The following is a 13,463-nucleotide window of genomic DNA, read 5'->3' on the forward strand; positions in this document are numbered from 1 at the left end:
CGTCATTGTTCCTTCAAAGCTTTGCCCTTTCAGGCAAAAGCTCAATGCATTGCAGACATTGCAACACCTGATGCAGGCGCAGTTTTAGGTAACAAGTTAGGAACATCACGCCAAGCTTGGCGAATTTCATTCAACAGCGTGTGAACTTCTTGCAATGCATCGAGGTCATTGCGAGCATTCACATGCACCAAACGGCGTGTCACATAACTGTACAACTCGTACAGGTTGCGTGCCAAGTCGCCGCCTTTGTCCAAGTCCAAGGCACCTTGTAAGCCCAGGACGATGCGGCCAGCGCGCACCAAACTTTTGTTCTTGTCTTCAATAGAGCCACGCTGAATGTGACCCTTGGCTGTGACCAAGCTGTCAATCAAGCCGTCAAACAGCATCTGAATGAGCTCAACCTTATCGGCCACCATGGCTTGTGATGCATGGTTACCTTCGCCGTAGCTCTCCATTGCTTTGAAATGTACTCGCATGATGTCTTGTTCCTTTTGATCCTGACACAGCAGGAATCGGAGGGACATCGGGAAACTTGAGTCTTCAGATGCAAAAGAAGCCACAAATGGCGGCGGATTGGCGCGAACCCCAGAAAAAGCGAAGGACAGGCTCATGCCGCACCCTTTCCAGCCTTGGGTTTGGCCACATTGGCGGGCTCAACTTTGAGAGTACCGCGCAGTTTTTTGACCACCGCCGTGAGCAACTGGCTCACCCTGGACTCGGTCACACCCAAAACTTCACCAATTTCTTTGAGGTTCAGCTCTTCAACATAATACAAATTCATTAACAATTGGTCGCGCTCGGGCAAATCGCCGATGGCATCGGTCAAAGCGCCCATGAACTGCTCGTGCTCCACAATGGCCTCGGGCTGCTGCGACGTATCGGTGGCAATGTTCATCACCTCCTCGGTCACCACTTCCATGGAATAGGTTTCAAAGCGACGCGCCTGGGTGCGCTCTTTGTGAAACAGCTCAATGTCCTTGCCCATGTAGTCGGCCAATTCGGCCTGGGTGGGTGTGCGGCCCAACTCGGCACCCAACTCGTGGGTGGCTTCACTGTGCGATTTGTTGATGGCCACGGCCGAACGAGGCAAAAAGGACAGGCGACGCACCTCGTCCAAAATGGCCCCGCGAACGCGGCTGTGTGCAAAATTCTCAAACTCGATGCCCTTGACGGGGTCGTAAGCGCGGGCCGCTTCAAGCAAGCCAATCATGCCAACTTGGATTAACTCATCCAGTTCCATGAAAGGCGGCAGTCTCACCTTCAGGTGCAAAGCCACGCGCTTGACCATGCCCAAATGGGCCATGACCAGCGCTTCGCTGTTGTTTTGAACCTGTTCGTAAAGGCGAGTGGAGTTGGCCATGGTCTTATGCGCTGGTTTTCACCAAACGCTCCACAAAAAACTGCAAGCCACCCGAAGCCTCATCAATGGGCTCCAACTGACGAATGGCTTCAGCCAATCGACGGAAATCACGTGCGCCTGCACTGCCAGGGGCAAATTCGGCCACGGGTTGGTATTTTTTGAGCGCCGCCAAAATCAGCTCGTCGTTTTCAATCGAGCCCAAATAGCGAATGGTGCGGTTCAAAAAGCGGGCACAAACTTGGTTGATGCGCTCAAACAATTGATAGCCTTCTTGCGCGCTTCCCACACCATTGGGGATGAGGTAAATCTCATCCAAACCGTGGTCTTGAATCAGCACCTTGATGGTGGCATAAGCGTCGGCAATGGACGACGGATCGTCGCGCACCACCACAAAACGGCGGGAACAAGCGGACATGAAAGCCAACACTTCAGGCGAAATGCCAGCGGCCATGTCGACAATCAGAAAATCGATGTCATCGGTGAGCGCGCTGAAGGCACGTACGATGTTGGCCGCTTGGATATCACCCAAGGCTGCCATTTCTTGAATGCCAGACGCACCCGGCACCAGCTTGATGCCTTGACGGGTGGTGACAATGATTTCTTGAAGGGTTTTCTCGCCACTTAAAAAGTGGCTGAGGTTGTAGGGACAACGGCAGCCCAATGCAATTTGGGCATTGGCCAAACTCATGTCGGCGTCAAACAACATGACGCGGTGACCCATGGCCTGCAGTGCAACAGCCAAGTTCACAGAGACCGTGGTTTTACCCACCCCTCCTTTGCCACTGGCAATGCCAATGACTTGGGTACTTTTTGCTTTATCCATGAAGCTCATTCTGAGGGATTTCCACTGACCAATGCGGACGGCTCAAACCCAGGGTGTGGGTGAGGGGTTCATTGGCAGCTTCAAGCTCTTTCACCTGAGGCTCTAGTGTCGCAGGTTTTAGGTCAGCTTCCACCATGACATCGCCCAAAGCCTCTGAGCTTGGGGTCAATTGCGCCATGGCAATGTTGATGAGTTTTTGCAAGCCCGACGATTTCAAGCCATCGGCCACGCGGTCCGAACTGCCGCCCGCTGAAACCACGCATTGCGCGCCTTCGGCAATCAAAAACTGGATCAGGGGCCAAGGTGAATGGGATTCGTCCAACTTGCTGATCATCAGGCTCTGCCATTGCAGATTGGATTTCAACATGATGCGTGTCAAGGTGACGCCAGAAGAGTCGGCAGGCACCACCGCATGCAAACCGGCCTCTGGGCAAATTTGCGAAATTTCGGCCAAACGCTCGTTCATTTGCACACCGGGGGTGTCAATCAAAATCAAGCGACGTGGTGACAGCTCGTTCAAGAGCAAACTCAGCGTTTCGGGGTTGGCTGCACGGAAACACTCCACACCCAATTGGGCACACAGCATTTGCGTTTGTGCCCAAGCGCCAGCACGCATGTCGTGGTAACTCACCACCGCCACGTATTCAACGCCGTAATGCAGGGCCGCTTGTTGCGCCGCTTTGGCCACCATCAAGCTTTTGCCAGCGCCCGACAAGCCGGCCATGACCTGAACGCCGCGGTTGGGAAAACCTTCTTGGGGGCGTTCTAAATTGTGCGTCAGTTGGCTGCGAATGCTGGCCAAGGCGCTGTCCAAGCTGGGCTGCTCGCGCAAGCCTTCTTGCAACAAGGCGCGCAAGGCGGTTGGCACAGAAGCTTCCGTCATGGCTTGCACCAAGGGTTGAATGTGTGCGGGCCAGTATTGGTTCATTTGCCAGCTGGCAGTTTGCTGGCTCAAGCGAAACTCTTGGCGCAATGCGGCCAATTCTTCACGCACCAAAGACACGATTTCTTGGCTGCGCACTTGCTCACGGCCTTGCGTCAGCAAGTGCTCTGATGAGGATGCATCACGCGCGGGCTTGTTGAATGTGATCGCTTCAGAAGCTTCTTCTTGTGCTTCTTTTTTGGCGCCCGATTGCATCAAGTGGTGCAAATGGTCACTGAAAGGACTGCTGACAGAAGAGGGTGTATTGGAAACTTGTTGGCGTGTGGGCGCTGCGGCTTGCACAGTCACCGTGCTGCTACCAGCCTCGTCGTCCATCAACTCTTCTGGACTGGCCTCGGCCACTTCCAAAGCCACGATCAATTCTGTTTGCCCTTCAACGCGTTGATTCGAGATGATCAACACATCGGGGCCGTACAAAGCCATCGCCTTTTCAGTGGCGCTGCGTGTATCGCGAGCAAGGATGCGTTTGAGTTCCATGGTCTTATCTCTTCATCAATCTAAGGGTTGAATCTGGTTTTATTCGTTTGTTTGTCTAAGCTGTTCAGCGTGTTTCGGCGTGCACGGTGTGCACCACTTTCACGGTCTGATCATCTGGAATTTCGCTGTAAGACAACAAGGTCAAATCGTTCACGCGATAACGCACAGCCTTGGACAACCAGGGGCGAATCACGGGCGATACCACCAACACGGCAGGGTGACCCATTTCTTCCACGGCACGCGCGCCATCGCGCAAAGCACCAAACAAACGTTCAGCCAAACCAGGCTCCATGGCAATGCTCTGGCCAGGCGCAGTTTGCTGCAAGATGTTGTGAATCAACTGCTCGAGGCTTGGATCCAAAGTCATCACCGACAAGCTGTTGGTGTCATCCACCAAGCTTTGAACAATCATGCGGCCCAACTTCGGACGAACCAAAGCGGTCAATTGCTCAGGCTCTTGGGTGCGGCTGGCCACTTCAGACAAGGTTTCAGCAATGGTGCGCATGTCACGAATCGACACCGACTCGTTCAACAAATTCTGCAAGGTGCGTGTCACCACGCCCAAAGACAACTTACCGGGCACCAAGTCTTCAACCAACTTAGGCGACTTGGCAGCCAACTTGTCCAGCAACTGCTGAACTTCGTCGTGGCTCAGCAAATCGGAGGCGTTGTCGCGCAAGACTTTGTTCAAGTGCGTGGCCACGGCGGTACTGGCGTCCACCACGGTGTAACCCAAAGTGCGAGCCAGGTCGCGCTGTGAAGGATCGATCCACACAGCGTCCAAACCAAAGGCGGGCTCTTGCGTGGCTTGGCCTTCCAAAGGACCGTAAACCTGACCTGGATTGATGGCCAACTCTTTGCCCACCTTGATCTGACCTTTACCGCGAACCACACCTTTCAACACAATGTGATACGCATCGGGATCGATGGTGAGGGCGTCGCGAATTCGAACAGGCTGGACCAAAAAGCCCAACTCGGCCGACAATTTTTTACGAACACCCTTCACGCGGTTCATCAACTGACCACCGGTTTCGGGGTTCACCAAGGGAATCAAACCGTAACCAATTTCAAGGCCAATCAAGTCCACTTGGTCAACGTCGTCCCAATCCAATTCTTTAGGCTCTTCCAAAGCTGCTTGCGCCGCTTGTTCAGCAGGCGTTCCAACAACAGGTTCGCCTTGCTTTTGCGTAATGCGATAGGCTAAGCCAGCACTGGCCAAAGCCAATGTGATGAACACCAAGTGAGGCATGCCTGGCACCAAACCCAACACAGCCAAAATGCCAGCAGACATATACAAAGCTGTTGGGTTGGCCAATTGGGTGGTTGCTTGCTCGGTCATGGACTCTGAAGTGGTCACACGTGTCACGATGATGGCGGTGGCCAATGACAAGAACAAAGAAGGAATCTGTGCCACCAAGCCGTCACCAATGGTCAGCAAGGTGTAAATGCGGCCCGCATCGGCCAAAGACAAACCGTGTTGGCCCACACCGATGGTCAAACCACCGATCAAGTTGATCACCAAAATCAGCAAGCCGGCCACCGCGTCGCCGGACACAAACTTAGAAGCACCGTCCATGGAGCCGAAGAAGTCAGATTCTTGAGAGAGTTCTTCGCGGCGCTTTTTGGCAGTTTCCTGGTCAATCACGCCAGCGTTCAAGTCGGCGTCAATGGACATTTGCTTACCTGGCATGGCATCCAAGGTGAAACGCGCGTTCACTTCAGACACACGGCCCGCACCTTTGGTCACCACGATGAAGTTGATGATCATCAAAATCGCAAAGATGATGAAACCGACCACGTAGTTGCCGCCGATCACAAACTCACCGAAAGCCGCCACCACTTTGCCAGCAGCTTCGTGGCCTTCGTGACCATTGACCAAAATGACACGGGTCGACGCCACGTTCAAGCCCAAACGGAGCATGGTGGCGAACAACAAAACAGAGGGGAAGGATGAAAACTCGAGCGGCTTGCGGGTACCGATGGCGATCATGATGATCAGCAAGCTACAAGCAATGTTGAATGTGAACAGGATGTCCAAGAGCAGCGCAGGCAGGGGCACGACCAACATGGCCATGATCAACAACACCAGCGCGGGCAAGCCGAGGCCGGTGTAATCGAATTTGGACAGGTTCTGTCGAACCGTTGACAGGGTCAAGGTGCTCATGGGTGGCCTAAGGGGCTGTTCACAGGGTTAAAACATTCAAACTGCATGGTTTTCTTCCATAGTGCAGCGAGTTACGCAAAGACCATGCCACCTGGAATCCCGACACCCACCCCTGTTTCGCCTGACGCCGCCAAAGCGGCAAGCCCTCTCCTGTCACGGTTTTTGCTAATACAAGGTGTACCCGGCCTCAAAACCGGGGTTGAAACATCAAACTGAAGATGGAAATACCATGGACGCCAACCTCAACTTTTTGACCGCACCTGTCTCGAACCCCACGTCAGTAGGGGCTTCCAGCGGTTCGGGGGGGCTCGACCCCAACCTCGCCAAGCCCATGAATGGGCAGGAATTTGCAGGGGTCATGCGCGACCTGATGGCCAAGGGCGAGCGGCAAGAGCTTGCCGGAACCGCCACAGGCGAGGCCACAGATGCCACCACGGCAGCCCTGCAAACGCTCAATTTAGGCGACCAGTTTTCAGTCATCACCGCGGCTTCGCCCCTGCCCGACCCCAACAGCCTGGCCCAATTTGCGCGGGCACAAGGTCTGAGCGAATCGGCGGTGCAAGCCTTGTTTGGCGACCTCGGCACAGCCACCGATGCAAGCGCAGCCTTGGCCACGGATCCCGCCAGTTTGAATGGTGCCAACATGGGATTGCTGGGATTCCCAACCAACCCGTTGATGACGCCGCCTGTGTCCACAACCCCAGCCATTCCAACGCCACCTTCAGGCGATGCCAACACACTAACCTTGCTGCCCAGCGCTGCCACCTTGGGTTGGATTCAAGCCCACCCCAACAGCTTGACCATTTCCGACCAAGTGGCCACGCCCCTCTGGGCGCAAGCACCTCATTTATCAGCGACCACCCCCAAGGCATCTGACGTCAACGCCTTGATGCAAGCCGCTGGCGCAACCGGCGTGCTCCAAGCACTGGGTGGCATGAACGCCGCCCCCTCACAAGCCTTGGGCAGCGTGGACCAGTTGGCTGAAATAGCCCCTGAAATAGGCCCCTTGGACGCCATGCGCATGCGCATGGTTCCCGCCTGGGAAAGCATGACCCGCCAATTGGCCCAGCTCAATGGTTCGAATCAAGCTGCGGCTTGGGGCCAACTCACGGCCAACCTGCTCAACAGCAAAGGTCAAGGCGGTGATGGCAAGGAAGTCTTGCTGGACTTGGGCGCAGACGACCCCAACATCATGTCAGCCTTGGACGCCCTCCAAGACCAAAACAACAGCGGCTTTGTGAACCCCGATTCGGGTCGCAACACAGCCAGCACTGGCGCTTTGGGCGCTGCCGCCACCAGTGCGGCGCTGGCCAACCCCGGCATGACCGACCGCGCCGCCCAAATCCAAGACATGGCCGACAAACTGGGCAAAGCCATGGCTGAGCGACTCCAAGACCAGCTTGAAAAAGGCGAATGGAAACTCCAACTTAAACTCAACCCCGCCCACTTGGGCAAAATTGACGTTGAGTTGGACATGAACGCCAGCGGTTTGGACGCCGTTTTCAAAACCGACAACCTGCTGACCCGTGAGCTGATTGCCCAGGGCATGCCCAAGCTCAAGGACAGTTTGTCACAATCAGGCATGACAGTTGCTAATGTCTGGGTGAACAGTGAAAACCAGCGTGGATCTGGCGGAAACTCGACACCACGTCAAAACAACGGCTCTGACAACTCAGTCAATGCCACGGTGACGGAAGTCGCAGCCACTGAATCTCGCATCAAAGATCTCCGATCGAACGATGCTTGGGACACACTGGCTTGATCAGTTAATTGAAACTCTGTGAAATACAGAGTGAACTTGTTTATATAGAGGTGACCTATGGCCACAGCAGCTCCAGAAGAAGAAGTCGTCGCGGAAGAGCCGAAAAAGAAGAAACCGATCGTCCTGATCATTGGCGGTGTGGTGGGCTTGATCGTGCTCATCGTGGGCATCGTGCTGGGAACCTTGTTTTTCACAGGCTACTTCAACCCCAAACCACCAGTTGACCCTGAAGCTGCAGCAGAAGCTGCGGCTGCACATGGCGGCGGCCATGGCGACAAAAAAGGCGACGCCAAGCCTGGTAAGAAGACCAAAGACTCACCTGAGCTCACACGTTTTGAGTACACCTACATGCAAATTGAACGCGAGTTCTTGGTCAATGTGAGTGGCTCCAAAAAAGTGATGTCTGTGCAAATTGCCGTCATGACCCATTACGACGATCGCGTTTTTGAAAACGTGAAGAAGCATGACTTTGCCATTCGATCTGCCGTGATGGACGTGATGCGTCTCACCACCGATGCTGACTTGGTCAAACCCGAATTCCGCAAAGAGTTGGCCGCCAAAATTCGCGATGCCATCAACACCTTGCTTGAAAAATACGAAGACTTCGGTGGCATTGAAGAAATTCACTTCACCAACTTCATCGTGCAATAAGTTGTCCCAGACCTGTTCGCATCAACTTATTTATTGTTTAGAGTTTCATGGCCACTTCTTTATTAACACCTGACGAACTTTCTGCCTTGGCAGAAGGCGTGATGGATGGTTCGATTCCAGTCGACACTGGCTTCAACACCGCCGCACGGGTGAAGAAACACGACCTGGCCAGCGAAGACAGCAGCTTGGGGGTGAACATCACCTCGATCGACATGATCAACGAGCGCTTCATTCGCACCTTTCGTTTGGGCTTGGTCGAAATGCTGCGCACCAGCCCCAAGGTCAATCCCAACCAGGTTGAAATTGTTCGCTTTGGCGACTACCTCAAAAGCTTGAAAGCCCCCTTGTCGGTCAATGTGGTTCGCATGAACCCCTTGCGCGGCAACTCCATTGTGGTGATTGACCCCACGGTGGTCTTCAGCTCACTCGACAGTTTCTTTGGTGGTTTTGGCAAAGGCGTTGGCAACTTGCCACCCGGCCGCTTGTTCACGCCCACCGAGTCACGCATCATCAACATGATTTTGGAGGTCTTCTTCAAATCACTCAAAGATGCATGGTCGGCTGTTTTGCCTGTTGACTTTGAATTGGTCAGCTCCGAAATCAACCCCCAGTTTGCCCAAATCGCCGACGAGAATGACCTGGTCATCCTCACGCGCTTTGAAGCCGAAGGCAACATGGACGCACAAGGCTTCATTGACCTCGTGTATCCGTATGCCTCGCTCAAACCCATTCGCGAATTGTTGCGCAGCCGAGTTCAGTCCGGCGATGGCAACGACGAGTCCGACAAACAATGGCGCGAAGAGTTGGAAGAAGCTGTTGACAGCGCCAGCTTGGAGGCTCGGGTCTTGTTGGGTAGCATTGAATCTTCTTTTGGTGAGATTGAAGCCATGAAAGAAGGCGACGTACTCTTCTTTAAGAAGCCCGACCTGGCCCGTTTGTTGGTCAACGGTTTGCCTGCATTTGATGTCCAAGTGGGCACCATTGGCGCACAAACCGCCGTGCAAATTGAGCGGGCTTGCATTCCCGGTATGCAATAAATTTTCAGGAAAACGACATGACCGATACACAAACAGACGCCGCCATCGAAAACGAAGCGACCCAACGCCAAATCAATCCTGAAGTCCTTCAAAACATCAGCGTCACGCTGTCCATTGAAGTGGGCCGTGCCATGATCAAAATTCGCGATCTGATGCGACTCACCCAAGGCAGTGTGGTCGAACTCGATCGCATCGCAGGCGAGCCTCTCGACCTGTTGGTCAACAACACGGTGGTGGCCCAAGGCGAGATCGTTTTGGTCAATGACCGTTATGGCGTTCGCCTCACGCGTGTGGCGCCCGCGTCAGAACGCATGAAGAACTTATAAACTCCTCTCTTTAGACACACAGAAAAGAGGACCACATGGCACCCGGCTTTGGTAGCGCCGACCTGTTTCGGATGTTCGGCAGCTTTGCCTTGGTGCTGGCTTTGATGGCTGCGCTCTTGTGGGCGCTGCGCCGTTTACAGTCTCGCATGAACAGCCAAAACGCTGGCCGCAGATTGCAAATCTTGGAGTCTGTCAGCGTCGGTCCTCGACAAAAAATTGCCTTGGTTCGCGTTGGCGAACACGAGGTCATGGTGGGCATCACGGCCTCTCAAATCTCCGCCTTGGCTCAATGGTCTGAAGGCGTTGCCCAACCCCCATCCTCTTTGCAGAATGAACTGAGCGAACTCAGCGCAAGCTTGTCTGCCCCCGGAGACGCTCATGCTGCGTAAATTACTCAAACAACCAATCGTCTTGGCCAGCTGCATCCTTGCACTGGCCATGTTGGCATTTCCTTTTGCCGCTTCAGCTCAGGGCATTCCCATGCTGAACGTCACGGGCGGCCCCAAAGGCCAACAACAGTACAGCTTGTCGCTGCAACTGTTGGCCTTGATGACATCGCTCACGCTGCTGCCCTCTTTCCTGCTCATGATGACGGCATTTGTGCGCATCATCATTGTGTTGTCCATCTTGCGCCAAGCGCTGGGCACGGGCCAAACACCCCCCAACACAGTCTTGGTGGGTTTGTCTTTGTTCCTCACCTTGTTCATCATGTCGCCCATCTTGAACGACATCTACACCAACGCCTTGGTGCCCTACATGCAAAAAGGCATGGCCTTTGACAAAGCTTTGGCTGCCGCCGAAGAACCTTTGCGCAACTTCATGATGAAGCAAACACGCGAAGACGACATTGGTCTGTTCATGCAAATGGCCAACAAAGGCGAGCCCGTCAATGCAGCGGCTGTGCCCTTCTCCACTTTGGTGCCCGCCTTCATCACGTCTGAACTCAAAAGCGCGTTCACCATCGGCTTCCTGATTTACATCCCCTTCGTGGTGATTGACCTGATTGTGGCCAGCGTGCTCATGTCCATGGGCATGATGATGTTGTCGCCCATGATGATCTCAATGCCCTTCAAACTGATGTTGTTTGTGTTGGTCGATGGTTGGAGCTTGATCCTTGGATCGCTGGCCGCCAGCTTTGCCACCTGAACTTGGAGCTTACACATGGACACCGCCACCGTTGTTGACCTGGGTCGCCAAGCACTTTGGATGACCGTTTTGATTTCCGCACCCTTGTTGGGTGTGGCCTTGTTTGTGGGTTTGGCCATTGGTATTTTGCAAGCTGCAACGTCCATCAATGAAGCCACTCTCAGCTTTATTCCCAAGCTGGCCGCATTGGCCATCACCTTGGCTGTGGTGGGTGGTTGGCAGTTGACCACCTTGGTCGATTACACGCGCAGTATTTTCCAGCGCATCCCCGGATTGTTCACCTGATGGACATCGCAGTCACCGAACTGTTGGAGCGCTTTTATGGGCTCCTCTGGCCGATGCTGCGAATCTCGGCCCTGCTGGTGGCCGCCCCTATTTTTTCACTCAGAGCCCTGAACTTGCGCGTGCGCATTGTGCTGGCCATGGCCCTCACTTGGTTGGTTTACCCCATGCACCAGTGGCCTGTCATTGACCCCCTCTCGCCCAGTGGCTTGATGGAAATTTGCAACCAACTCATGATTGGTTTACTGATGGGCTTGATGCTCCAAGTGGTCACCGCGGCCATTGTGGTGGCAGGTCAGTCCATTGCCAACGCCATCGGTTTGTCGATGGCCACCATGATCGATCCCAACATGGGCAATGTGCCCGTCATCTCTCAGTTCTTGTTGGTCATGGCCACGCTGATTTTTGTGGGCCTGGGTGGCCACGCATTGCTCTTGAATTTGGTGGTTGAAAGTTTCAACACCTTGCCAATCGGCAGCAACTTGATGAGCACCGAAGCCATGAAACATGTCATCGCTTGGAGCTCCATGTTGTTCTTGGGCGCATTATTAACAGCGCTACCTGTGATCGTGGCTTTGCTGTTCATCAACATTGGCTTGGGTGTGGCCACGCGCGCAGCGCCCAGTTTGAACATTTTCTCTGTCGGATTTCCAGCCATGGTGCTGGCCGGTTACGGCGTGCTCATTCTGGCTTTGCCCAGCATTGGCGCGCGCATTCAATGGCTGTGGATGCAGGGCTTTTTCCAAGTCCGCGCCTTGGTCGGTATCACCTGAAGGGCGTGACGCATGGCTGAAAATTCCAGTGCCGAACAAACCGAAGAGCCGACGGCGCGAAAACTGCGCAATGCTCGGGAAGAGGGCCAAGTTGCGCGCTCGGTCGAGTTGCCTGCGGCCGCCGTGACCATTGGCGCCATCCTGGTGTTGTTCATGATGGGCGGCTACTGGATCAAACAAGTGGCTGAAATTTTTGCATCGGGTTTCAAGTTCGATCGCAAGACTTTGGACAACCCTGATTTGATGGTTGCCACCTTTGCCCATCAACTGGGCGAGAGTTTCTTGCTGATCGTGCCCGTGTTGTTGGTCACTGCTATTTTGGCCATCTTGTCCAGTGGTGCAACGGGCGGTTATTTGTTTTCTTTGAAGAGCATCATGCCTAACTTTGGCAAGCTCAGCATCATGTCGGGCCTAGGCCGCATGTTCGGTGCGCGTGCTGCTGTTGAACTGATCAAGGCCATCTTGAAATTCTCTTTGGTGGCCGTTGTCTTGTGGTCATTGGTCAGCCGACAAATGGACCAAATGATGCAAATGGGTCAGATGGCCCTCGAGCCCGCCTTGGCTGCTGCAGGTTGGATGATTGGCGAGTCGGCCCTGTGGCTTAGCTTGAGCCTCTTGGTCATTGCCCTGATTGATGCACCCTACCAGCGCTACTCGTTCATCAAGCGCATGCGCATGACCAAGCAAGAGGTCAAAGACGAGATGAAGGACATGGAAGGTCGTCCTGAAGTCAAACAACAAATTCGCCGCCGTCAGCGCGAAATGGCCAACAACCGCATGATCCAAAAAGTCAAAGATGCGGACGTGGTGATCACCAACCCAGAACACTTTGCCGTCGCTTTGTCATACGACCCCACCGGCGATGGTGCCCCTGTGCTGCTGGCCAAAGGCTCTGACCACATGGCGGCTCGCATCCGCGAAGAGGCCCAAAAACACGGTGTTGAAATGTTTGCCGCACCGCCCTTGGCACGTGCCCTTTATTTCAGCACCGAGGTCGATCACCCCGTGCCTGAAACGCTTTATTTGGCGGTTGCGCAAGTGATCGCCTATGTCTTCAGCTTGGCCGATGTACGCCCCGGTGTCCCGCCCATGCCCAAACCACAACCCAAAGTACCAGCGTCCATGTTGTTTGATGCCAACGGTAAATTGATGACCTCTTTAAGTCAGGAATCACGATGAGCGAACACGACAACTCCAACGAACCCCTGATCATCAAAAGTGATCGGCCCCACGAGGTCACCATGCCTGAAGGCACCAACATGGCGGTTGGTAAAAAAGGTGAGGAAGGTACGCCATCGGTCCGCAAAGTCTTGGCCGATCCCGATGAGCACGCTGTCGAACACATGATCATGGATGGCGGCGTGAGCAAATTAGCGGATCAGAATCTCAGCGTGAACGCTCAAGACCCCAATTACAAGGGCTATCAAAGCGCTGCCGACATGCCCGATCGCTTCGTCTCAAATGAAAAAGAGGCCAAGATTCCGCCCGCGGCGCGCAAGAATGTCGACGTCACCAAGCTCGACAGCATCCTAAAGCCTCAAGAGAAAGCGCCTGCTGTCGATGCTATTGAAAGTAAAGCTGCGCCCGTTGTGGCGACAGCAGAAATTCAAGAGCCGGTTTACGAAGCAGAGCCAGAGATGGACTTTCCAGCTCGCGTTATCAATATCAAAATCGAGAATGACCAGTTGCGTGCGCGCCTGGACAAGCTTGAGTAAAGGA

Annotated in this window: 15 protein-coding genes; 10 read left to right on the forward strand and 5 right to left on the reverse strand. The window is 54.2% G+C overall.

Annotated elements, in window-relative coordinates; all coding sequences use genetic code 11:
• Window positions 1-41: 41 nt before the first annotated feature.
• The 5 genes from fliS to flhA form a co-directional block, all read right to left on the reverse strand.
• Window positions 42-611, reverse strand: a complete 570-nt coding sequence (fliS, locus tag B9Z46_RS10350) for a flagellar export chaperone FliS (RefSeq protein ID WP_233245980.1) — start codon at window positions 609-611, stop codon at window positions 42-44.
• Window positions 608-1,360 (reverse strand): RNA polymerase sigma factor FliA, encoded by a 753-nt coding sequence (gene fliA / locus B9Z46_RS10355; RefSeq protein WP_108256235.1) that lies wholly within the window; start codon window positions 1,358-1,360, stop codon window positions 608-610. Before fliA ends, fliS begins: the two co-directional genes overlap by 4 nt.
• A gap of 4 nt (window positions 1,361-1,364) precedes the next feature.
• Entirely contained in the window at window positions 1,365-2,183 is an 819-nt protein-coding gene (locus tag B9Z46_RS10360) for a MinD/ParA family protein (RefSeq protein ID WP_108256483.1), read from the reverse strand.
• Window positions 2,176-3,603 carry a hypothetical protein gene (locus tag B9Z46_RS10365; RefSeq protein WP_108256237.1) on the reverse strand — a complete coding sequence of 476 codons (1,428 nt, stop codon included), beginning with the start codon at window positions 3,601-3,603 and terminating at the stop codon, window positions 2,176-2,178. The genes B9Z46_RS10360 and B9Z46_RS10365 overlap by 8 nt, the downstream gene beginning before the upstream one ends.
• A 64-nt stretch (window positions 3,604-3,667) precedes the next feature.
• The gene (gene flhA / locus B9Z46_RS10370; RefSeq protein WP_108256239.1) at window positions 3,668-5,767 is read right to left on the reverse strand and encodes a flagellar biosynthesis protein FlhA; all 2,100 of its coding nucleotides are present in this window, start codon (window positions 5,765-5,767) and stop codon (window positions 3,668-3,670) included.
• A 229-nt stretch (window positions 5,768-5,996) separates the two neighbouring features.
• Between flhA and B9Z46_RS10375 the strand changes: the two genes are divergently transcribed.
• From B9Z46_RS10375 to B9Z46_RS10420, 10 genes are read left to right on the forward strand one after another with little or no spacing between them, the layout of a single operon-like run.
• Complete coding sequence (locus B9Z46_RS10375; protein WP_108256241.1) at window positions 5,997-7,529, forward strand: flagellar hook-length control protein FliK; 1,533 nt, start codon at window positions 5,997-5,999, stop codon at window positions 7,527-7,529.
• Between the two features lie 57 nt (window positions 7,530-7,586).
• Complete coding sequence (gene fliL / locus B9Z46_RS10380; protein WP_108256243.1) at window positions 7,587-8,180, forward strand: flagellar basal body-associated protein FliL; 594 nt, start codon at window positions 7,587-7,589, stop codon at window positions 8,178-8,180.
• A 47-nt stretch (window positions 8,181-8,227) separates the two neighbouring features.
• Window positions 8,228-9,217 carry a flagellar motor switch protein FliM gene (gene fliM, locus B9Z46_RS10385; RefSeq protein WP_055359658.1) on the forward strand — a complete coding sequence of 330 codons (990 nt, stop codon included), beginning with the start codon at window positions 8,228-8,230 and terminating at the stop codon, window positions 9,215-9,217.
• Window positions 9,218-9,234: 17 nt separating this feature from the next.
• Window positions 9,235-9,543, forward strand: a complete 309-nt coding sequence (fliN, locus tag B9Z46_RS10390; protein WP_108256245.1) for a flagellar motor switch protein FliN — start codon at window positions 9,235-9,237, stop codon at window positions 9,541-9,543.
• A 35-nt stretch (window positions 9,544-9,578) separates the two neighbouring features.
• Window positions 9,579-9,932: a flagellar biosynthetic protein FliO gene (gene fliO, locus B9Z46_RS10395; RefSeq protein WP_055359656.1), complete on the forward strand. Its 354-nt coding sequence runs from the start codon at window positions 9,579-9,581 to the stop codon at window positions 9,930-9,932.
• The gene (gene fliP, locus B9Z46_RS10400) at window positions 9,922-10,689 is read left to right on the forward strand and encodes a flagellar type III secretion system pore protein FliP (RefSeq protein WP_199220588.1); all 768 of its coding nucleotides are present in this window, start codon (window positions 9,922-9,924) and stop codon (window positions 10,687-10,689) included. The genes fliO and fliP overlap by 11 nt, the downstream gene beginning before the upstream one ends.
• Window positions 10,690-10,704: 15 nt before the next feature.
• Window positions 10,705-10,974 (forward strand): flagellar biosynthesis protein FliQ, encoded by a 270-nt coding sequence (gene fliQ / locus B9Z46_RS10405; protein WP_055359655.1) that lies wholly within the window; start codon window positions 10,705-10,707, stop codon window positions 10,972-10,974.
• Window positions 10,974-11,744 (forward strand): flagellar biosynthetic protein FliR, encoded by a 771-nt coding sequence (fliR, locus tag B9Z46_RS10410; protein ID WP_108256247.1) that lies wholly within the window; start codon window positions 10,974-10,976, stop codon window positions 11,742-11,744. The genes fliQ and fliR overlap by 1 nt, the downstream gene beginning before the upstream one ends.
• A 12-nt stretch (window positions 11,745-11,756) precedes the next feature.
• Window positions 11,757-12,923, forward strand: coding sequence for a flagellar biosynthesis protein FlhB (gene flhB / locus B9Z46_RS10415; protein ID WP_108256249.1), 1,167 nt, complete (start codon window positions 11,757-11,759; stop codon window positions 12,921-12,923).
• The gene (locus B9Z46_RS10420) at window positions 12,920-13,459 is read left to right on the forward strand and encodes a hypothetical protein (protein ID WP_108256251.1); all 540 of its coding nucleotides are present in this window, start codon (window positions 12,920-12,922) and stop codon (window positions 13,457-13,459) included. The genes flhB and B9Z46_RS10420 overlap by 4 nt, the downstream gene beginning before the upstream one ends.
• Window positions 13,460-13,463: the final 4 nt, after the last annotated feature.

The sequence above is a fragment of the Limnohabitans sp. Hippo4 genome (assembly GCF_003063605.1).
Lineage (GTDB): Bacteria > Pseudomonadota > Gammaproteobacteria > Burkholderiales > Burkholderiaceae_C > Limnohabitans_A.

What these genes read in the sequence shown, in the direction of transcription:
- fliS (WP_233245980.1), bottom strand. Translation starts at nt 611, where the DNA reads ATGAGCCTGTCCTTCGCTTTTTCTGGGGTTCGCGCCAATCCGCCGCCA.
- fliA (WP_108256235.1), bottom strand. Translation starts at nt 1,360, where the DNA reads ATGGCCAACTCCACTCGCCTTTACGAACAGGTTCAAAACAACAGCGAA.
- B9Z46_RS10360 (WP_108256483.1), bottom strand. Translation starts at nt 2,183, where the DNA reads ATGGATAAAGCAAAAAGTACCCAAGTCATTGGCATTGCCAGTGGCAAA.
- B9Z46_RS10365 (WP_108256237.1), bottom strand. Translation starts at nt 3,603, where the DNA reads ATGGAACTCAAACGCATCCTTGCTCGCGATACACGCAGCGCCACTGAA.
- flhA (WP_108256239.1), bottom strand. Translation starts at nt 5,767, where the DNA reads ATGAGCACCTTGACCCTGTCAACGGTTCGACAGAACCTGTCCAAATTC.
- B9Z46_RS10375 (WP_108256241.1), top strand. Translation starts at nt 5,997, where the DNA reads ATGGACGCCAACCTCAACTTTTTGACCGCACCTGTCTCGAACCCCACG.
- fliL (WP_108256243.1), top strand. Translation starts at nt 7,587, where the DNA reads ATGGCCACAGCAGCTCCAGAAGAAGAAGTCGTCGCGGAAGAGCCGAAA.
- fliM (WP_055359658.1), top strand. Translation starts at nt 8,228, where the DNA reads ATGGCCACTTCTTTATTAACACCTGACGAACTTTCTGCCTTGGCAGAA.
- fliN (WP_108256245.1), top strand. Translation starts at nt 9,235, where the DNA reads ATGACCGATACACAAACAGACGCCGCCATCGAAAACGAAGCGACCCAA.
- fliO (WP_055359656.1), top strand. Translation starts at nt 9,579, where the DNA reads ATGGCACCCGGCTTTGGTAGCGCCGACCTGTTTCGGATGTTCGGCAGC.
- fliP (WP_199220588.1), top strand. Translation starts at nt 9,922, where the DNA reads ATGCTGCGTAAATTACTCAAACAACCAATCGTCTTGGCCAGCTGCATC.
- fliQ (WP_055359655.1), top strand. Translation starts at nt 10,705, where the DNA reads ATGGACACCGCCACCGTTGTTGACCTGGGTCGCCAAGCACTTTGGATG.
- fliR (WP_108256247.1), top strand. Translation starts at nt 10,974, where the DNA reads ATGGACATCGCAGTCACCGAACTGTTGGAGCGCTTTTATGGGCTCCTC.
- flhB (WP_108256249.1), top strand. Translation starts at nt 11,757, where the DNA reads ATGGCTGAAAATTCCAGTGCCGAACAAACCGAAGAGCCGACGGCGCGA.
- B9Z46_RS10420 (WP_108256251.1), top strand. Translation starts at nt 12,920, where the DNA reads ATGAGCGAACACGACAACTCCAACGAACCCCTGATCATCAAAAGTGAT.